General features: G+C 47.5%; 17 protein-coding genes. All 17 read right to left on the bottom strand.

All coding sequences use genetic code 11. The features are described 5' to 3' along the window. Positions 1–95 precede the first annotated feature (95 nt). Complete coding sequence (locus JW953_06665; GenBank protein MBN1992369.1) at positions 96–1,487, bottom strand: glycosyltransferase; 1,392 nt, start codon at positions 1,485–1,487, stop codon at positions 96–98. Positions 1,488–1,526: 39 nt separating this feature from the next. Continuing rightward, on the bottom strand, positions 1,527–2,246 hold the full coding sequence (locus JW953_06660) for a hypothetical protein (GenBank protein MBN1992368.1): 720 nt from the start codon (positions 2,244–2,246) through the stop codon (positions 1,527–1,529). Next, on the bottom strand, positions 2,243–3,577 hold the full coding sequence (locus JW953_06655; GenBank protein MBN1992367.1) for a hypothetical protein: 1,335 nt from the start codon (positions 3,575–3,577) through the stop codon (positions 2,243–2,245). Before JW953_06655 ends, JW953_06660 begins: the two co-directional genes overlap by 4 nt. Continuing rightward, a complete protein-coding gene (locus JW953_06650; GenBank protein MBN1992366.1) occupies positions 3,574–3,990 on the bottom strand; it encodes a HEPN domain-containing protein in 417 nt (138 codons plus the stop codon). The genes JW953_06655 and JW953_06650 overlap by 4 nt, the downstream gene beginning before the upstream one ends. Beyond that, positions 3,968–4,324 (bottom strand): nucleotidyltransferase domain-containing protein, encoded by a 357-nt coding sequence (locus JW953_06645; protein ID MBN1992365.1) that lies wholly within the window; start codon positions 4,322–4,324, stop codon positions 3,968–3,970. Before JW953_06645 ends, JW953_06650 begins: the two co-directional genes overlap by 23 nt. A gap of 35 nt (positions 4,325–4,359) precedes the next feature. Next, positions 4,360–5,019 (bottom strand): Uma2 family endonuclease, encoded by a 660-nt coding sequence (locus JW953_06640; GenBank protein MBN1992364.1) that lies wholly within the window; start codon positions 5,017–5,019, stop codon positions 4,360–4,362. 548 nt (positions 5,020–5,567) lie between these two features. Next, positions 5,568–8,240: a polysaccharide biosynthesis protein gene (locus JW953_06635; GenBank protein MBN1992363.1), complete on the bottom strand. Its 2,673-nt coding sequence runs from the start codon at positions 8,238–8,240 to the stop codon at positions 5,568–5,570. A 9-nt stretch (positions 8,241–8,249) separates the two neighbouring features. Further along, positions 8,250–9,239, bottom strand: a complete 990-nt coding sequence (locus JW953_06630) for an alpha-ketoacid dehydrogenase subunit beta (GenBank protein ID MBN1992362.1) — start codon at positions 9,237–9,239, stop codon at positions 8,250–8,252. Next, positions 9,236–10,288, bottom strand: a complete 1,053-nt coding sequence (locus tag JW953_06625; protein MBN1992361.1) for a thiamine pyrophosphate-dependent dehydrogenase E1 component subunit alpha — start codon at positions 10,286–10,288, stop codon at positions 9,236–9,238. Before JW953_06625 ends, JW953_06630 begins: the two co-directional genes overlap by 4 nt. 3 nt (positions 10,289–10,291) lie before the next feature. Further along, complete coding sequence (locus tag JW953_06620; protein MBN1992360.1) at positions 10,292–11,416, bottom strand: DegT/DnrJ/EryC1/StrS family aminotransferase; 1,125 nt, start codon at positions 11,414–11,416, stop codon at positions 10,292–10,294. A gap of 125 nt (positions 11,417–11,541) precedes the next feature. Next, positions 11,542–12,318, bottom strand: a complete 777-nt coding sequence (locus JW953_06615) for a class I SAM-dependent methyltransferase (GenBank protein ID MBN1992359.1) — start codon at positions 12,316–12,318, stop codon at positions 11,542–11,544. A gap of 37 nt (positions 12,319–12,355) precedes the next feature. Next, the gene (locus JW953_06610; protein ID MBN1992358.1) at positions 12,356–13,258 is read right to left on the bottom strand and encodes a methyltransferase domain-containing protein; all 903 of its coding nucleotides are present in this window, start codon (positions 13,256–13,258) and stop codon (positions 12,356–12,358) included. Between the two features lie 234 nt (positions 13,259–13,492). Next, on the bottom strand, positions 13,493–14,743 hold the full coding sequence (locus JW953_06605; protein ID MBN1992357.1) for a glycosyltransferase family 4 protein: 1,251 nt from the start codon (positions 14,741–14,743) through the stop codon (positions 13,493–13,495). Positions 14,744–14,921: 178 nt separating this feature from the next. Next, positions 14,922–16,007, bottom strand: coding sequence for a glycosyltransferase (locus JW953_06600; GenBank protein ID MBN1992356.1), 1,086 nt, complete (start codon positions 16,005–16,007; stop codon positions 14,922–14,924). Next, complete coding sequence (locus tag JW953_06595; protein ID MBN1992355.1) at positions 15,961–17,340, bottom strand: hypothetical protein; 1,380 nt, start codon at positions 17,338–17,340, stop codon at positions 15,961–15,963. The genes JW953_06600 and JW953_06595 overlap by 47 nt, the downstream gene beginning before the upstream one ends. A gap of 24 nt (positions 17,341–17,364) precedes the next feature. Continuing rightward, a complete protein-coding gene (locus tag JW953_06590) occupies positions 17,365–18,654 on the bottom strand; it encodes a hypothetical protein (protein ID MBN1992354.1) in 1,290 nt (429 codons plus the stop codon). Positions 18,655–18,657: 3 nt separating this feature from the next. Continuing rightward, the gene (locus JW953_06585; GenBank protein ID MBN1992353.1) at positions 18,658–19,416 is read right to left on the bottom strand and encodes a class I SAM-dependent methyltransferase; all 759 of its coding nucleotides are present in this window, start codon (positions 19,414–19,416) and stop codon (positions 18,658–18,660) included. Positions 19,417–19,428 lie beyond the last annotated feature (12 nt).

Raw genomic sequence — 19,428 nt, 5'->3', positions numbered from 1 at the left:
TACCCCAATATGTAGGGGCGAATCCTTGTGGTCGCCCTGGGCAGGCACAAGACCTGCCCCTACACCACGGAAATTCTGGAAGAACCTGTAACTTTTTAATCTACATCCCACTTGTGTTGTTTCCAGGCCAGGTACCTTTTTATCTGCCACCATAACCCTGGCAGGCCGTTGTTTTTTAGGGCGCGCCAGGCTTTTTGCGGCAGTTTCCAATAAGGCGTGGCTCCCACTTCAAACACAGGAATAGTTTGCAAATAAGCCTTATCGGGCGCAAAATGCGGTTTGGCGCAAAACTCAACCAGGGGTTGGGTAACGGTTTCCCATTGATATTGGGCCACCACGTTTTCCAGTTGGGCCAGGTAATCCTGGCGGGTTGTTTTGTCGGTCAACATTTCCAAAATAGCTTCGGCCACGCCTGAAACGTCCCCGGGTTTGACGGTTCGCCCCAAATTGAGTCTCACCAGTTCTGCGCTCATCACATCGCCTTCAGTGGCCAACAAAGGCAAGCCCGTCCACAGGTGATCCAAAAAACGGGTGCGGAACGAAAACCGATTTTCTACATGATTTAAGTGCAGGCTAACCCCCAGGTTGGCCTCCAATAAGTAATTTTGCCGTTCTTCATAAGGCACCCACTCGTTAAAAAATATGTGAGTATCGTAAAGCCCTAACGTTTGGCTAAGGGCAATAGCCTCGTCAACGGCAAACATCTTTGTTTCAGACCGGTTGGGGCGTTTGATCCCCATAAAAAACAATTTAACCTGCGGCTGTTTTTGGACGACCAGCGGCATCGCCTTTATCAGGGTTGGCGCATCCAGCCACTCCCAGATACCCCCGGTCCAGATCAAAACGTCATCATCTTTTTGAATGTTTTTATAAACCCCTTTTAAAACCGGCCGGCTGTGAACCGCTTTCTCTTTGGGCAGGCCAAAGGGCACTACATCAATGAGACCCCGCAGCGTTTTGTCGTCTTGATGACTGTGCGGGTTGACCCGTCCCAGCGCGGTCAACATGCCCAGCCAATAATCTCGCTGTTTTTCGCTGGCGCAGATCATAAAGTCGGCTATTCTGAGTTGCGTATTATGCGCGTTGCGTTCCCGTTCATTATAGAATAAACTCTTATGGGCCAAACCGGCCAGGGAGTAAACGTGTAAGGTTTCCATCAGCGAGGGGATGTAGATGTCCAGCAGTAAGGGTTTTTTAAGTTTTAGTAAAATAGGATGGGCCGACAGCACCGCCCCAACGGTGACTACCACATCGCTTTCTTCTGTCAGGGCATAGAGTTCCGTATCGGTTTGGCATAGTTTAACGGTAAAGGCTGCGGTGGGAACTGTTTTTTGAGCTACAGAGGGAGGAATAGCCAGCGTAACCGTAAAATAGTTGCTCAAAACCCGGGCAAATTCCCAATACCGAATCCCCGGCCCGGCCATATTATGGCCGATGGTGTCGTTGCAGATAAGCAGAACGCGGCGTGATTTGTTGATGGCGGTCAAGCAGACATCTCCTTTAGTTTAAGGTTATGAGCGCAAGGTTTATTCACTCTGGACAAGTTTGCAGAGTTGGGCAAAAACCCGGATCATGAACAGGCCGTACAGTATCAGCAGCAAGATGTAAAAGCGAATATCGCCCCAGATGGAGGGTTTATCCTCCACGATCCGTTGCCCCAGGATCGTCAGTTTTTCCGCCGGTGAGAGGCCATAATGAGTGCGAAAAGCCAGATCCCCTTCGGCCGGCCCCAGGATAAGATAGGCGTTGCCTTCGTCATAAAAATCCCCTGTTGCGCCGCCTACGGAAATGGCGTCACCGCCTATAGAGTCGGGCGAAGCAAAATAGAAGAAGAAAGTTTTGCCGGCCGAATCGGGTAGAGGGGGAAATTCAAACGTGCGCCATTGGTTATTCCCCACAGTGGAGGCATTGAATGTTTCCTGGTAGAGAACTTCTGCTGAGTCTGGGGATGGTTTCAAATAGAAGGTGACGTCGTGGGTATTTTTACGGCCGTAGTTGCGTAACACTACATCAATCCGTTGTAAATTATCCCGTGGGGCTACAAAGGTTTGACCAATAATAAAATCCCCTTGAATCTCTAATTCATCCAAATTCAATATTTCGGCGTTCACAATTTGGCCCTCATAACCCAGTAAATCCAAGCCTTTAGCCAATATTAAGGCCAGGCCGCCGCCGAGTAGCATGATGAAGATCAGGATATAAATTTGTTTCTTAAACAGGGGGAGTTGTTGTTTTATAAAAATCATGGCCAAAAAGGATAGTACCAGGGCAGGGCATAATTGAGCCAAACCAGGGTATCGAATAAAAAGAAAGCGCCGGCAATGAAAAGAAAACAGATATTGCGCCAGTTTTTTGGCAGCAAAGTCTGCCAGCCGGCAATCATTAAAATAGAAAAAGGCACTATTGCCGGAAAAAGGTAACGCGCCAACGACACGCTAAACCCTTTGTTGTGGTAGAAAACGGCAACCCCAAACCATATAACCATCGCCGTGCCGGCAAATAATAGAGTTATCGGCAATCCTTTCTGCTTGTTGATGTCCGGGTCCTTTTTTTTGATCCAAAGCCATAAATGAAAAAGCAGGCCAATGGCGGCTACGGCTGAAAATAGGAACAAGAGAGTGTACCAGATTTGGTCGAGCCGGTAAATAAAATAGCCCAAAATCCCCCAGTAGCCGGCAAACATATCTCTGAAGTTCTCAATTAAAAAAGCACCCTCTATTGTTTTTAAGCTCAATCCGGTGGCATACCACCCCACGCTGGTCAACTTATTTTGGTGGTATTCCGGCAAGAGAAAAAAGGATAAGAATAAGGCTATTCCTGCCACTCCAATCCCTAACCAGTATTTTGGGCCAAATTTCCAAACATACCATAACAACAAAAAACCCCACCCAATGATCAAAAAGTAAGCCGTAGACTTTGACCAAAAAGCCAATACCGTGAGCACCAGGGCCAGTCCCGTCCGCCGGCCGATCCGCGATTGGCTTGTTTCCAGTAACAGCAGATAAAAAATAACTGTGGCTAACAGCACGGTCAGATTACCGTCATTGATGGCCGAATTGATGATCATAAAAGAGGGAGTGAATAAAACCAGCCACGGTACCATAATTTGCGTTAGTAATGCTTCTGGAAAAATCTGCCTGGCGCTTAAAAAGGCAAAAATGATAACGCCACCGGTAATAAAAACCGATACCAGGCGTAAGGTCAAAAGTTGCAGCAATATATCTTGGTGGATTAAAAAATTCCCCGGCCAGGCGTAGAGGTAATACGACAGAGAGGGGCGAACAAAGCTGGCATATCTGTCTGAAATATTGACTAAATTGGGTTGGTGCGTTGAAGCGCTGGTCCACCGTGAGGCCGGGAAGGCGGCAAAATTAGCTGCCATTTCTTGGGGCCAGTCTTGAGTCAAGGGGCTGGCTGTTGTCCATTGTCCAACCAATAGCCTGATCTGGGCAAAGTGAAACTCTTCGTCGTGACTTTGCCACCAGGGCGGCGTCACCGAGGCATAAATTAACCCTCGGATGAGGGTTATAGATACCAGCAGCAGCAGCAACGTGGGGGTAAGGCTCTGTTTTTTCATGAAGTTGTTTCTAAAAACCAGGCTTCTACCTGGGCCACCACGGCTTCTGCCAAAACCAAAGCTGTGGCGGCGGCTGTTTTATTATACACATGAGCCGGTATATCACCTGGCAATCCATTAGGATAGCGGGTTGGAATGTAATAACTATCGAGTATGGCCCAATCATCAAGGTGTTGTTGAAACCGTTCCTCATATTTAGCCACTCGTTGGCAAAGCTGTCGCACCGAATGGCCTACCACCAACTCTTCTCCCTGGGCGTAGAGAAAAGCTTTTAATGCTTTCTCTGCCGTTTGTTGAGCCAGAAAACAGACAAGATAGTATGCCCCTTCAATATTGAGGTGTTGGGTCCACTTTAAATCGGCTTGCGCCTGCTCCAGCCACCGGTTTCCTTCATTTCGTGGGTTTTCTCTCATATAGCACTTTACCCGTGTGTAAGATATGGCGCATAAAGGGACGGTTTTGCATTCGCTCCATCTCTTGCGGTGTATACACCAGCAGGTCTACCGCCACCCTGGCCCGTAAACAGCGAGCCAATTCCGCGCAGCGGGTCACAAAATCCAACGAAGAATGCATGACCACCAATAAATCCAGGTCTGTAAACAAATCTCGCCGTCCGGCGGCATAGGACCCGAACAGCATGACCATTTGTACGGTTGGCATGCCGCTCAGTTGCCGTACCAGGCTGTTTAAATCTTGAGCCAATGTTTTGGTGTAACGATCGCGTGCGATGGATAATGTTGATGTCATTATGGGTAAATGTCAACAGAACCTGGCAAATCTCCTCACTTTTGGGATAAACGTTCCGCAAAGGCAGCGCGCGCTTCTGTTTCCGTTCCCTCTTTGGCCACTGCCAGCACGGTTGCCATATCGCCCGCCAACAATGCTTCTACGGCCAACTGTAAACCCGGAAAGACCTGGCTACGAATAACGCCGTCTTCCCCGGCCTCCAAAGGATGGTAAATCCCCTCTCTTAATTGAAACCAATCTAATGCTTCTTCATAGACCCGCCATACAACGTACTCCTGCACTCCATTGCGTCGGTACACGTTCAACTTATCGTGCAAATCATACGAGGCGCTGCTGGCGGCAATTTCCACAATCAACTCCGGCGGCCCTTCAATGTAGTCGTCATCGCTGATCCGTGATGTCCCTCCCAGGGCCGAATCCAATCGTAGCAGCGCGTCTGGCTGCACTTCGTTGTCCATATCCAAACGCAGCGTAGTATTGTCATTCAAATGAACACCGGAAACAGCTACGCGATAAGTCCCCAACCAAATCATAATATCCCCGTGCGCCTCGCTGTGCCTACTTCGTATCGGTGGTGGCATATAAACCACTCCTTCAACCAATTCCGCTTTTTTAAGCTGAGGCATCGCTTTGTAGCGCCGCTCAAATTCCGCCCGGCTCAACCGGGCCCCATTCTCCAACGGTAGCGGATCCATCGCCGGTAACTTTGTTTCACGTTTTGGCCGTGCTCTTCCTTTTTCCTTATTTTTAATCGCTATGGCCATTACCTGTACCTTCTTACCGCTTTTTTCTGGCGTCCTTTCTCTTTCATTTCTCTTCTCTGTCTATCCCATTGTTCCCAATCTCTCTCAAAAGGGTAACGGTAAAGTGGTAAGTGATGAGGATTTTCAGCATGTCATTTCGAGCGACAATAGGAGCGAGAAATCTCCTTAGACTCTGCTTAAAACGAACATTTCAAGGAGATTTCTCATCACTTCGTTCCTCGAAACCTGTCCTGAACGTAGCGAATGAATGACATGCCCTCACTTACTGTTTAACACCACCTCTCAAAAGACCATATCTTACTAAAAACCTAACTGACCCCGGACTTGCTCCAGATTCAGCACTTGCCTCGCGTCATTTGGGTCATAAATTGCCCAAACAACACTTCCAACTGATCTACCCGTTCTTCTGTGGTCAACATTATCCCACCTCCTGCCTGCGCAAACCTGGGATGATTACAGTATAACTATGGCCTTGGTTTTTACAAATTAACCACCCGATCTACACTCTTATCGCTCAACGCTATTCCTTGAAGTTCGGCTTCAGGCAGGAGATCGTTTAGAATGGCATAAATTTGCGCCTCATCTTGTTTTGTCACGGCGTTTTTCAGTTCCTCTATAGCCTGCTGCAAAGAAAGGTGGTCATTATCGGCTAAAGCGTTGATGGTCAATATTTTCGAATGTGTGGTTGGCCGGATAGTCTCAGTAGGTGAAAATAGGTGTTCTGATAACCGTTCTCCGGGACGCAGGCCGGTAAAGATAAGGTCAATATCCTCGTCAGGCTTTAGACCAGATAACTCAATCATATCGCGCGCTAAATCAACAATTTTGATCGGTTGGCCCATATCCAGCACGAAAATTTCACCACCTTGCCCCAACGCGCCGGCCTGGATAACCAAGTGAACGGCTTCGGGGATTGTCATAAAAAAGCGCTCCATGTCAGGGTGAGTGAGCGTAATTGGCCCGCCCAGCGTGATTTGCTGCTGAAATAGGGGCACCACGCTGCCCCGGCTTCCCAGAACATTGCCAAACCTGACTGCTACAAAATTTACCTGGCGGCGTTGCGCTAAATCCTGGATAAGCAGTTCGGCTACTCGTTTGGTGGCGCCCATAATATTGATTGGTTGGACTGCCTTATCCGAGGAAATCAATACAAAACGTTCAACCCGCGTTTGGTGGGCTGATTGCAGAACTATCTGGGTACCCAAAACATTATTTGACACTGCTTCGCAGATATTGGTTTCCATCAACGGAACGTGTTTGTGTGCTGCGGCATGGAAAACAACCTGCGGCCGATAGCGTTGGAAAATCCACGCGATGCGTTCCGCATCCCGAATATCGGCAATTTGTGTTTGGACCTCCAGATCAAAAAAAGCGCCTTGCACTTCTTGGGTAATGGCGTAGATACTATTTTCCCCATGCCCCACTAAAATTAGCATAGCCGGGTTGTAACGAGCTACTTGCCGGGTCAATTCCGAGCCAATTGAACCGCCGGCGCCTGTGATCAACACCCGTTTGCCGGTAAGATAAGAGCTAATGCCGGGTTCATCCACTTTAATGGGGTCCCGGCGAAGTAAATCGTCAATCTGGATGTCGCGCAGGTAATTGACGTTAACCTTTCCTGAGATCAACTCGTAGATGCCGGGAATGGTTTTATATTCTACGCCCGCTTCATTGCACAAGCTCACTATCTGCCGGATAGCTCTGCCCGGGGCTGTGGGCATAGCAATCAATATGACCTCAATATGGTGAGTTTTCACCAACCGGGGCAGGTCAACAGACGTGCCCAGAACGGGCAGATTGCGCAACAAGATGCCTATTTTAGCCGGGTTATCATCCACAAAACCAACCGGCTCCAAACCCAGGTGAGGGTTGCTCCTCATTTCTCGCGCTACCATTGCCCCCGCGTCGCCCGCTCCCACAATCAAAATTCGTTTGCGGAGTGATCGGCTATCAGGTTTAACGCCAAGCGTATGGCGGACTAATTCGCCGAGGGGCCGTTCCCAGGTTAAACGTGGCAAAAAACGTACGCCGCCAATAAAGGCTGTGCTAATCAGCCAGTCAAGAAGAGGGATAGAACGGGGGATGCCGCGACTAAGCGGAACCAATAACGTGACCAGGGAGGTTACCACCACCATCACCACGGCAGCGGCCACAAACGTAACAAAGGTGATGTTAAGCAAATCATGCGCGCTGGCGTAGCGCCAATGACGGCGATACATGCCAAAGAAGTAGAAAATCAAGGGTTTAAGCAAAATAGCCATCCCGGCGTAGATCAGCACCACCTGAAAATGTTCAGCCCACTCTGCCTCAAGAAAACGCAAGGCAAAACTAATCACCACGGCCAGGGGGATCAAAATAAGGTCGGCGGTTAGGTAGTAACGGTTGCGAAAGGGACGAACTGAGGGCTGTTGGAATAAAGAATAGCTCCGTTTGGTCACAATCTCCTTGGCCCCCGGTGGAGGATAAGGTTTGAGCGGCTCTTTTCTCTGGGCTACCCGTTTTAACATTGCATCCGCGTTCAGGTTGTTGAGAATTTTCTGTACCCCGTTCAGCGCCTTTTCCTGAGAAACAATGGCCACTGCGGTTAAGAAAATCAGTTTAAGGTCCAATAAAAAAGAACTGTGTTGCACGTATATCAACCCTAACCGGCTTTTCCAGGGTCTGATCAATTGGTTATAATCAAGGTCGGGGTCTGCGCTATCTTTTAAGATGTCGCCTTCATCGGAAAAAACAATAGAGGCAATGTCGGTAATGCCGGGTCTTACGCTCAATAATTCTCGTTCGGCTTGGGTATAAAGGTCGGTTTCTCTTTTTACATTGGGCCGAGGCCCAACCAGGCTCATGTCTCCCTTGAGGACATTCAACAACTGGGTCAATTCGTCCAGTTTGTAAGCCCTGATGAACTTGCCAATGGGCGTAATCCGGGGGTCACTGGCTGAGGTAGAGTCAACTTTTGACTTATCCGCTCCGGTAACCATTGAGCGCAGTTTGATCATCATGAATGTGCGGCCGTCCCTGCCAACACGAGACGCAATGTAGAAGGGCGAGTGATAATCTTGTAGCCAGACCAGTAGCATCACCGGCAGCAAGAGCGGGCTGGTCAATAATAAACCTGACAACGACATCACTATATCAAATAACCGTTTAAGCATAAATACGCCTCATTTTTTTACAACCTGGACAACAGCGTCAATTATATTTTCTGTTTGCGGGTAATAGATTTCTTCCAATGTTTTGCTGGTCGGCGCCGGCGCATCCGGCAAGGTGATACGAACGGGGGCAGCTTTTAACGTATTTGGACTTATCCTTTCTGCCAGGCCGGCTATTACCTCACCGGCTAACCCGCAGGCGCGCCAGCCGCCGTCAATCACGGCCAGATGCCCGGTTTTATTCACCGACGTAACAACTTCATCAAAAATCAAAGGGTTGATCACGCGCAGGTCAATCACTTCGCACGATATTCCCTGTTGGGCTAACGCATGTGCGGCGTTCAGGCATAACTGGGTTGAATAACTGTTTCCAACCAGCGTAAAATCGCTGCCTGGCCGCAAAATCTGGGGCCGTATCGAACGCAGGTTTTTTTCCGTGATTGGCGGCGCATCTTGTTCTACCTCGTAGAGCCATCTATCGTCAATATACAGCACCGGGTCATCCGACAGTACGCTGGCTATCAACAGGTCGCGGGCGTCGGCGGGCGTGGCCGGGGTGACTACTCTCAAGCCGGGCACGTGAGCAAACCAGGCATGCAGGGCTTGCGAATGTTGCGCGCCCTGCTCGCCGCCCCGATTGATGATGCTCCGGATGGTTACTGCGGCCCGGGCGTTTCCCCCGAACATGTGCGACCATTTGGCCGCCTGGTTGACGATTTGATCCATGGCCAGGATCATAAAATCCATACGTGGATGAACAACCACGGGCCGGTAGCCACACATCGAAGCGCCAATGGCCGCGCCGGTTACGGCCAATTCTGACACCGGGCTGTCAATAACCCGTTCCGGGCCAAATTCCTTATCCAGATCGGTCATTGAGGTGCCCACATACCAGGGACTCCACAAGCCCTGGCCAATGATAAACACTTCCGAGTAGTTGGAAAGTAGGTAACGAAACCCCGCCAGGATAGCGGCGCTGTAAGCCAGGCGTGATGTTGTCATAACAAAGCCTCTTGATTGGAAAAATAGACCAGGTCCAGCAAGGCGGTTTGGGGAGGAAAAGCCGTTTCGGCGGCGCGTTGCCAGGCGTCTTCAATGGAACTTTTTACGGTTGTGTGCAGGTTTACCAGATTGTCAGGGGACATTATCCCCGCATTTTCCATAGCCGCGGCCAGTCGCTGCACCGGGTCGCGACCTTTCCAGAGAACCAGGTCATCGCTCCGTTTGAGGCCCACGTCGGTGTCTTCACGCGGGCCAACGTGGCCTCGCCAGCGATAGGTAACTGTTTCCAGGAAAAAAGGGCCTGCTCCACTGCGGGCATGCTCAACGGCTTTTTGGGCCACTGCGGTCATCTTAACCACGTCGTTGCCATCAACAATTTCCGCCGGAATATGATGGGCCTGGGCAAAGCGAGCCGTTGAGTTGCCGGGTTGGCGCAGCCGGATATGCATGTGACTGGCAAACAGATTATTTTCACAAACAAAAACAATAGGTAATTTAAGCATGGCCGCCAGATTGAGAGATTCGTGAAAAACTCCCTCTTCGGTGGCGCCATCGCCAAAATAACTTACCGCAATTTGATGTTGGTTATCCATTTTTGCCGCTAACGCCGCGCCAACGGCAATGGGGATGGTGGCGCCTACAATGGGCACCGAGCCGGCAAAGCCAATGTTGCCATCATACAGGTGCATCGAGCCTCCCATTCCCTTGGCGCAACCGCCAACCCGCCCCAAAACCTCGGCAAACAACTCAAACACATCCCCCCCCAGAGCCAGATAATGGGAGTGAGAACGATGCGCGCCAAAAACACGGTCGGTGGCTTGCAGGTGGGTGGATAAACCGACAGCAATCGCTTCCTGGCCGATCCCCAGGTGACAGGGGCAGTTGATCTCGCCTGCCGTCACCATATCGCCAATTTTTTCTTCGGCCAAACGAATGACGAGCATCATCTTGAGTTGTTCGGCCAATAAGGCCGGGTCGCAGCCGGAGATGTCAAGGGGGTGATGAAACTGCGTGGGGTCAGCCAATCTATCCAAATTAGAATAGGTCATTCTTTACGCTCCGTAGCCGTAAAACTGCCGGATTGAACGGCACACGTGATCAATATCTTCATCGGAGAGAAAGGTATGCATGGGCAGCATCAGGCAACGGGTAAACAGCCTGTCGGTAAAAGGCAATTTTACATCTTTAAAACCCAACCCTTTGAATTGATGCACCGCTTTACCGGCCCACTGCACAATGGCCCGGATGCCCGCTTTGTCAAGATGCCGCTGTAGTTCGTCACGCCGGCCGGATTCAATTTCGTAATTTTGGTAAGCGTCAAAATGATCGGGGTTTTCATCCGGGGCAGGCGGTAAAATCAGGTCGTCAATTTGGCGTAAAGCCGCGTGATACCGCGCCGCAATTTCTCGGCGGCGTTTGATTTCTTGGGGAAAAGTTTTAAGTTTAAAATTGAGGATGGCGGCTTGCAGGTTGTCTAACCTGGAATTAAGCCCCCAGGTTACCACTTCGCCGGTTTCATCCCGGCCGTGGTCGCGCAGCAAAAAGATTGTGCGGGCTATGTCGTCGTTGTTGGTCACCACCGCTCCGCCGTCGCCAAAGCAGCCCAGCACTTTAGCCGGGTAAAAGCTGAAGGTGCCGGCCAGGCCAAACGTGCCCGCGCCGCGTCCTTTGTATTTTGAACCCAGTCCCTGGGCGGCGTCTTCAATAATGAGTAGGTTATGTTTATCGGCTATTTCTTGGAGCGCGTCCATGTTGGCCGTGCGCCCGTTTAACTGCACCGGCATAATGGCCCGGGTTTTTGGCGTAATGGCCGCTTCCACCGAAGCCGGATCAATCAGATGGTCCCGCCCACATTCCACCAGCACCGGCGTGGCATTGACAAAGTGAACCGAGGCGGCCGTAGCCACGTAGGTATGAGAAGGTAGAATCACCTCGTCCCCTTCTTTAATACCGGCCGCGCGCAGAGCCAGGATCAAGGCATCGGTGCCGTTGGCCACGCCAATGGCATGTTTTACCTGCAAAAATTGGGCCAGGTTTTGCTCAAACTCCTCTAAATCCTTTTGTAAAATAAAACCGCCCCACGATAGAACATCCTGAATTACGGCCAGCAGTTCTTCACCGCGAGCCGTGCCCAGAGCGGAGTAGTTAAAAAAGGGTACGGAACGATTGGTACTCATAGATTAGATTTCTCCTGTAATTTAGAGATTAGGGATTGGGGTCAATTTGCCTGATTCCTGATTCCTGACTCCTAATTCCCGACTCCTGGTTTCATTGTGGGTGATGTCCAGATTCCCGTAACCACTTATAATAGCGTTGCAGCGCAGTAAATGACCTTATGGTTTCGGTCATCAGGCTCAGACAGGGGCAGGGGCGTTGGGGCCGCATAAGGAACCGTTTCTGCCTCTATTTCGGCCGGCATTTTAACCATGTTCCCAAAAACAAGCCTCTTTAAGAGTTTTTTGCCCGTCATGCTTTTGGGCATCAAGCCTAGATCAACCACAAATTTTTTGATTGGGCGCAGAATTTTTTGCCGCCACGATATTTCCTCAACCGATAAATAACCAAAACATTCTACTGCAAAGCCATGTTTTGTCAATAATTCATTCAACTCAACCACCCCATAATAGGTATGGCTGTAAGGACTGGGGTTAAAGTCGTATAAATCTTTGTTGGCCGTAACTATCAAAATTTTGCCGCCTTTTTTTAAAACCCGCTTGCACTCGTTAATAAATTGCTCGGCTGAAGGCAAGTAGTAGATGGCTTCGAAAAGAATCACCACATCCAGCGAGTGGTCTGCATAGGGCGTATCCTGAGCGTCAAATGATTTAAGTTCAATGCGATTGCCGTAGTGGTTTTGGGCAATCTTTAGAATGTTTTCATCATAATCGCCGGCCTTGATGCTTGCAGCCAGTTTAGATAAATAGCCCAGCCCCGGCCCGGTGCCGCAGGCAGCCTCCAATACATCCTTGCCGGCGCAGTAGGTTCCGGCCCAGTAATAGCGGTGGCAGAGTCGCTCTAATTGTTCCTGGCTAATTTCATCGCCGGCCAGTTCGGTGACGGTTGAGTAGTCTATGGTCATATTAAATCTACCTTGATTTGCATTGTGTATCCAACATTTATGTTAACGCACGTGAACGCCATATCCAAATGGCTCCAATGAAAGCGGCAAGAGCTAATACTCCAACCAATAACTTCTTTTCTGCCCGTTTTTTCGACGCTGTGAAAGAACCTTGGGTAGACGGTTGGCCGGGTTGGGATAGCGTAAAAATCATTTGCCAGGCCTGCATTTGGATAAGTGGCAACTTAAGAATTATTTCATCTATAGCTTCCAGCCAGCTTAGCAGCGTGTCAAACCAGGGCATATTTCGGAACGGGACTGCGGCCAGGGTAGCCAGGTGGAAGAATTTGACCTCAACTTGGCCAAAGAACTTCTGAGCCAGGTCTAAATCTTCAAGAGTCAAAATGTGCTCTGCTTCCCATTCGGTGCGCAAATGGGGGGTGCGCTTTCGGTAGAGCTGAATAAATGGATTGTAAGCCAGCGGCTCTATACAAATAATTTCCCCTTCTGGTTTGAGAACTCTGGCTAATTCGGGAAAGGCGCAATTTAAGTCGAGGTGATGAAGAACACCGTTGCAGATAATGAGGTCGAAATCGTCGGAGTCAAACTCCATTTTTTCGGCATCCATCACGTAAAAAGTAGTCTGATCCGCTAATCCTTCTTGAATTGCACGCTGGCGACAGTTCTCTATGGAGACATTTGAAATATCAATCCCAACAACTTGAAATCCTTGTTTTGCTAGGGTTATCGAGGTATCTCCATCACCACAGCAATAATCAAGAACTTTTTTATCTTGACCTCGTTCGATTAGCCAATTCTCATAAAATTGAATGCTCTTTCGGGTGATTGAATAGAATTTTCTGTTGGACCAATAGTATTGATATGATTCCTGATCTTCCTTTAGAGCCATATCACGTATTTTGTTATGAAATTCTATTTCTTCTAGTTTTCTTTTTTCCATTTATAACCTCTTTTTTTACAAATTCAGTGGGTGTACCTCATTTATTAGAGTAAAACCAGTGACTCAAGTTTAGAACAAATGCGGGCTTTATCCCTCACCCTAACCCTTTTCCATGTAGGAGGGGAAACTTCTACCTCTTGTCTTGGAAGAGGGGGGTAGGGGAAAGGGGGGCGTACCTGTTTTTTACATTTGTTTGTAAACATTTGCGCTTGTATTTAACATAAGCCTACTACTTTAAGTAGCTATATTCTCAAGGTGTTCAATTAACCTAGGATAGACAACTTCCACACTGAATTTTTCTTCTAGCAGTTTTCTTGCTCTCATACCCATAGCTTTCTTTTCATCTGGATGATTCAAGAACCAATGGATGCTCTCAACCAACGAGGCGACATTATTTGCCTGATATTGGAGACCAATTTTCTCTTGACGAATGAGAATTTCAAGTTCGCCGCGCAGTGAAGAAAGCACGGGTAATTCTCTGGCCATATATTCAAACGGTTTATTTGGCAAAGACATTGAGGCATCATGGCGATAAGGAGCTAATCCTACTGATGAAAGACCCAATATTGATACAATGGAGAGTTGGTCAAGCCAGCCGGTAAAAATGATGTTATTTAATCCCTGAGCTTGGGTATGTAATTTATAGCCTTCATCTCCATCTCCAATTATAATAAACTGAACTTGGGATGGGGTGGTTTGATAAAGTAGGCGGGCAGCCTCAATGACTGTGTCAAGAGCATAGGAAGGGGTGAAGGTACCCACAAAGGTTATCAATAAATTATCTGGATTGATTTGATAATTAGAAATTAATTGAGCTTGTTTGTCTTGAATATCTTGATTTGAGAATGATGATTGAGCCGGATATCCCATCGGGAAAACACCGTCAGGAGAACTTTTTTCCCGGCCAGCATATCTCAAGGCCCAGTTTAGAAATGTGTTGGAAATGGCAGTTATCCCTGTTGCGCCTTTGAGAATGCGACGTACCCGCTGAAATTCAGTGAATAACGCCACCTTAAATAGGTTGCGAAACCGGGTTGGTGCCAGCGTTAAGTAATGGTCGGGCCACAAATCTCGGATATCAATGATGACCGGCGTTCCGGTTTTTTGGCCAAAATTTACCGCTTCTTCGGCCAGTTCCAATGTGGGTAGACAACAAAAAACAACATCTGGTTGATCTGAAACATTAAATGCTTCTTGGGCAAATGCTTTGGCCATCACCCGATGATACCAAAAACGTTTAAGCGAGTTGCTCCGGTTATATCCAGGACCGTGTAGTAGTTTTAGTATCAAACCTGGCTGAATCTCAATGGTGCGCGGACCATTAAAGCGATGTTTTCTTTCCAGGTAATTGAAAGTAGATGTCCACCAGATAACTTGGTGTCCATCAGTAACCAGGGCTTTTGATAGCAACCCACATCGGAAATAGCGAAAATTACCGTCTATATCTGGTAGGGGTTCACCTATTTCAATGATCCAGACTCTCATTTTAACATCATTTATCTAGCCAATAGTTGTACCTTATAATGTTCCTGAATGGCTTGAATGATTGCTAATAGCCAAATTCCTGTTTTGTGCCGACTTTAACATTACAGTTAGTATAGTATATTTGCTGCTTTCAGCAGGAAAAGTTCATTCTGGATGATATCGAAATCTATGCGCGTCTCTATCTAGCCTTCAACAATTGGTTGTAAATTTTGGTCATTTGGGTTACATTGTCTTCCCAATTATAAAGGTTTGCCACTCTTTCACGGCCAGCTCGTCCCATTTTAGTTCGTAGGGCTTCATCTAAAACCAATCTCTCGACTGCGGCCGCAAGTTGTGGCGGATTTCTGGGGGGAACAACAAATCCAGAAACGCTGTCCTCAACCACTTCCGGCAACCCGCCAATATTTGAAACGACCACCGGCTTTTCACAGGCGCTGGCTTCAATAACAGCTACCCCAAAACTCTCACTATCTAAGACCGAAGGGGCGACGTATACCGAAAGGGCATTATGATATTTAGGGATATCTGCGTGCAAAATATGTCCGGTGAATACAGTCCATTCAGTCAGCTTCAGTTCTTTCACTAAATTCTTTAGAAGAGCCTCTTGCGGGCCGCCCCCTACGATGAGGAGTTTTAACGGCAGGCCAGGATATTTATCCTTCAGCAACCTAAAGGCTTGGATCAGATATTTGAGGCCATATTTTTCGTCTAAGGTTTTTATGGTACCAATTACAATATCTTGGGGGGCAAACAAATTATCAGTAATCGTCTTTTGCGGTTTGAATTGACTCAAATCAATGCCAAACGGGGTTACTTCAATAGGTTTATGAGTATATTTATTGGTTTCTTTAGCCATAACATAGCTGGTTGAAAGAATTTTATCTGCTCTGGCCAGATTGAATTTTAGCAGGTTTTTATGCAGCCATGACTTATTAGGAAATTCATAGACGTCATAACCCCATACGGATAGGATGGTAGGGTGGAAACCGGCCAGCGCTGCCACCGTGCCATAACCGGCTGCGTAGTGGGCATGGACAAGATCAGGTTTGATTGCTGCAATCAATCTGCGCACCCATAAAAAACTGGTAAAGTATCCCAAATTGGGGGTAAAAGGCGCCTGGTAGAAAAAAACCTTTGGGTCGAGTACATCACGGAGGGGATGTAAAGACAATAGATGAACTTCATAACCCCTGTTGGTGATTGCGTTTACCCAACGATTAGTATGTATAGAGGTTGCGCCGGCCAAGAAGAGAATACGTGGCATTGTTGACCTTCTTATAATTTTTTTTTCTAATAATGGGGATTTTGGTTAGCCAGAAAATAGACAAAGCCAAGGGAATAATATAGGCAATATAGCCCAATCCAATAACAAGATTACCCCGACCAACCATCAAGTAACCCGTGCCAATAATTGAGGCAATGGTATATAGGCTTACATAAGACAGGCGCATGAGATGATATTCAACCATCACCAATATAAAACCAAAGAAAGCCGGATAAAAAAACATACCCAATATGCCTAAATTGGCGTAAGCGTCGCCCCACAAGGTAGGGTGAAGCGAACCAAGCGATCCTGACTCGACCATCGCTATCCATGCGTGAAGATAAGGACTCCTGTTAAAAAGGCCGTCTTGTAGGGCATCTAGCCAGATTTGGTAGGTGATATCAGCTGGTTTTAACTCGGGAAACATGCTGCCAGGAATATATATCAGCGCCAGTCTGGTTAGGGTTACGCCAGATTTATAGGGATATTGAGTATAATCTTTATCAATTAAATAATAATAATACTGATAAATTTCACTTTCTCCTCCAGAAAGATCAAAATCATAGCTGGCCAGATGTGCCAGCAAGCCTCCGGATGTAACCAAAGCCAGAAAAGCAGCCAACCCTAATCCACGCACCAGCCGGGTAAAGGTATGTAAACTAAACCCCGCCGCGCCCAAGACTATCAATAGGAAAAGCTTCTGCAAATAAGGCATTGACGAGCGCAGCAGATCAATATACATAACACACAAAAGGGTGAGCAACATGGCCCTTGAACCAGTGATTTGAAAAAAGATAAAACCAAACAAACTCAACAGAATAAAGAGTAAAAACCTTTTTGCTTTCAGCGCCAACCAGATACTGGGAAAATAGATGAACCCTAATAGCGTCCCCAAGGAGTCTACCAGGCCCAAGGAAGCTCTGGCGCTTTCCCAGTCGGATAGAGCCAGGGCCACGCCATGTCTGAAACGCAGCATAATGGAGAAGATAACAATCGCCAGGGCGATAAAAAAATATCGATTTGAAATACCCTCAGTGACCTCAACCCTACCTGAATTCAATCGCCTATTTTGCAGCAGAATCATGTCAAGGCCGGCCGTCATAATTAAAAACAGCAGGTTGGCCGGTACCATTAACGCTTGTCCGTATACAAGCGTATCCAGGCCAAAATCGGCTAAAAAACTCTTGAAACTAAAAATTGATATGATTTGCAGTATGGCTAAAGCGGCCCAGATTAGACTGTAAACTCTTTGTCGTTTCAGGCTAAAAAGCAAGCCTGTAACCAACAATAATGTGTTTAGGGTATATAAGAGATAGAAGGAAATGTTTTCCATAACTGTTTATTTTAGTATTGATTACTATGTTCGGATAGGGGGATGTTTCAAGTTTTCGAAAATCCAGGGTAAGGATAGGCCGGCTACCTGGGACGACACCCAACCGGTTCGGCGGCATACGAGAATCAACATATAAATCATATTGATAAACTCCCCAATAGTCCAGAGCGAGGCCGCCCCCAGGTGAGAATTGAATTCTCCCCAAAATAGAAGCGGCAGAATGATGGCCGCTCGAATTAAAGCCCCAATCCCCACCACTGCCGGTTGGCCCAGGGCCAACAGCATAGCCGATAGGAGCCGGTTTTGATACAGAGCATAAACACTCAATAGCAAGATTTGAGTTGATAGCGCCGATGGTGAAAACTCCAGTCCAAAGACCAGAATTGTCATTGGTTTAACCAGAAGCATGCCTATCGTAGAACCGGCAACAGCCATAACTGTGCCCAGGTGTGAGAGTTTGAGATAGGATTGCAGATTGTATTTTTGGTCTGTCTCCTTTGACCAGGTATCAAACAGCACCGGGATAATCATATTAAGGGGCAAAATGACTGTGGAAACCAACAAATATGAAATACTAAAGTAACCGGCTATTTCGTCAGCCTTGCCGCCCTGGCGCAACAAGGTGTATGTGGCCATAGCCACAAAGGAAAAAGCAATACCGGGAATAAATGACCAGAAACCATACCGGGTCGCCTCAATCACTTTAGATAAATTATGGCCATCTCTTTGTTTGAAGAATAAATGCTCCTTTAAGACAAAGGCCGACAAGCAGGCAGAAATAGCGCCGGCAAACACCAGGCCCAGCACCAAAATCTGGTAATTCTCGGCGTACCACAAGAAATATATCAAGAGGGCAAAAACAGCCGGCATAACCGAAACCAAGTTGTAAACTTGAATTGGTTTGACTGATAAACTTATAGCTCGGTACATGCCGTGCAGCAACATGCCGGTGGCGGCCACAATGATGGCCAGAATGGTCAGCACATTAAAGCCGCTCAACTCCCTCACGCCCAAAGCGTATAAAAGGCTGCCCAGGCCTAAAACCACCCCCCCAAACAAGAGACTATAGGAGGCAGAGAATTTCACCGCCCAGTTAGTTTTTATCATTTTGGAGTTTATCATAAATACAAAGGCTTGTGGAAATCCAAAGAGGCCAATATTGGTGAGAAAATCTACCCCAGAGCGATAGGTCGTAAGAAACCCCTGCCCTTCTGGCCCATATCTTTGGGCGATAATAATATTGGTCAAAACCGTGCTGCCGACTCCAAAGAGTTGAGCAAATATCGTGATGCCCAGTTTATTTCTGAGGTTCATTGATTACTCTTTTAGGCAAGCAGCAGCAAACAAGTTGCTGGACAGGGTTATCCGCCTAAACCACCTGGAGGATGAAAAAAGTTGATATAAGATTGTTTTGACCGTCCGCTTTAGTATATTTCCCGAAAATCTTGTGCCCCATACCCGTTTATTTAATTCTTGCCTGTATAATTCATACTCACTTTCAAAAGACCATTTTTGCTGGTAATTTATGATTGTTAATCCTGCCGCTTCAAACAGCTTTAAACCATCAGCCAGCGAGTAATTTCTTAAGTGGCCGGAGGAATCTTCTGGACCATATTTTCTAAGAGCAAACAATAAGCATTTTTCCAGGGGCAGATTCACCAACACAACCTGGCTCAGCCCGGCCGCAGCCCGTAAAAACTCAACATCATTGGGCACGTGCTCTAAAATATCACTCAAGATCACCAGGTCAAACTTTTCAGTAGACCTTTGAAAATCGCCGGCAATAAACGTAACTTCAGGGAATCTCTGTTGGGCTATCTGCACGTTGTTAGGAGATATATCAAATCCAACTCTACGTTCAACATCAGTGCCGGGAAACGCGCCGATGATTTCTCCGGTGGCGCAGCCTATTTCGGCTATTGAACGATAGGAAAAGTTTTGGGGTAAAACAGCCAGTAAATTAGGAATTTTATAGTGCGCCACCTCTAGCGCAATCCGCTGCGCATTATAGGAGGCCGGGTCTCTCCGCCGAACATATTCTTCCAGCTCGTCATATAAAGTTGCAAAGTCTGTCATACATTTACATCC

The sequence above is a fragment of the Anaerolineae bacterium genome (genome assembly GCA_016931895.1).
Lineage (GTDB): Bacteria > Chloroflexota > Anaerolineae > 4572-78 > J111 > JAFGNV01.
This window is presented reverse-complemented; position numbering and strand designations above follow the sequence as displayed.

What these genes read in the sequence shown, in the direction of transcription:
- JW953_06660 (MBN1992368.1), bottom strand. Translation starts at nt 2,246, where the DNA reads ATGATTTTTATAAAACAACAACTCCCCCTGTTTAAGAAACAAATTTAT.
- JW953_06655 (MBN1992367.1), bottom strand. Translation starts at nt 3,577, where the DNA reads ATGAAAAAACAGAGCCTTACCCCCACGTTGCTGCTGCTGCTGGTATCT.
- JW953_06650 (MBN1992366.1), bottom strand. Translation starts at nt 3,990, where the DNA reads ATGAGAGAAAACCCACGAAATGAAGGAAACCGGTGGCTGGAGCAGGCG.
- JW953_06645 (MBN1992365.1), bottom strand. Translation starts at nt 4,324, where the DNA reads ATGACATCAACATTATCCATCGCACGCGATCGTTACACCAAAACATTG.
- JW953_06640 (MBN1992364.1), bottom strand. Translation starts at nt 5,019, where the DNA reads ATGGATCCGCTACCGTTGGAGAATGGGGCCCGGTTGAGCCGGGCGGAA.
- JW953_06635 (MBN1992363.1), bottom strand. Translation starts at nt 8,240, where the DNA reads ATGCTTAAACGGTTATTTGATATAGTGATGTCGTTGTCAGGTTTATTA.
- JW953_06630 (MBN1992362.1), bottom strand. Translation starts at nt 9,239, where the DNA reads ATGACAACATCACGCCTGGCTTACAGCGCCGCTATCCTGGCGGGGTTT.
- JW953_06625 (MBN1992361.1), bottom strand. Translation starts at nt 10,288, where the DNA reads ATGACCTATTCTAATTTGGATAGATTGGCTGACCCCACGCAGTTTCAT.
- JW953_06620 (MBN1992360.1), bottom strand. Translation starts at nt 11,416, where the DNA reads ATGAGTACCAATCGTTCCGTACCCTTTTTTAACTACTCCGCTCTGGGC.
- JW953_06615 (MBN1992359.1), bottom strand. Translation starts at nt 12,318, where the DNA reads ATGACCATAGACTACTCAACCGTCACCGAACTGGCCGGCGATGAAATT.
- JW953_06610 (MBN1992358.1), bottom strand. Translation starts at nt 13,258, where the DNA reads ATGGAAAAAAGAAAACTAGAAGAAATAGAATTTCATAACAAAATACGT.
- JW953_06605 (MBN1992357.1), bottom strand. Translation starts at nt 14,743, where the DNA reads ATGAGAGTCTGGATCATTGAAATAGGTGAACCCCTACCAGATATAGAC.
- JW953_06600 (MBN1992356.1), bottom strand. Translation starts at nt 16,007, where the DNA reads ATGCCACGTATTCTCTTCTTGGCCGGCGCAACCTCTATACATACTAAT.
- JW953_06595 (MBN1992355.1), bottom strand. Translation starts at nt 17,340, where the DNA reads ATGGAAAACATTTCCTTCTATCTCTTATATACCCTAAACACATTATTG.
- JW953_06590 (MBN1992354.1), bottom strand. Translation starts at nt 18,654, where the DNA reads ATGAACCTCAGAAATAAACTGGGCATCACGATATTTGCTCAACTCTTT.
- JW953_06585 (MBN1992353.1), bottom strand. Translation starts at nt 19,416, where the DNA reads ATGACAGACTTTGCAACTTTATATGACGAGCTGGAAGAATATGTTCGG.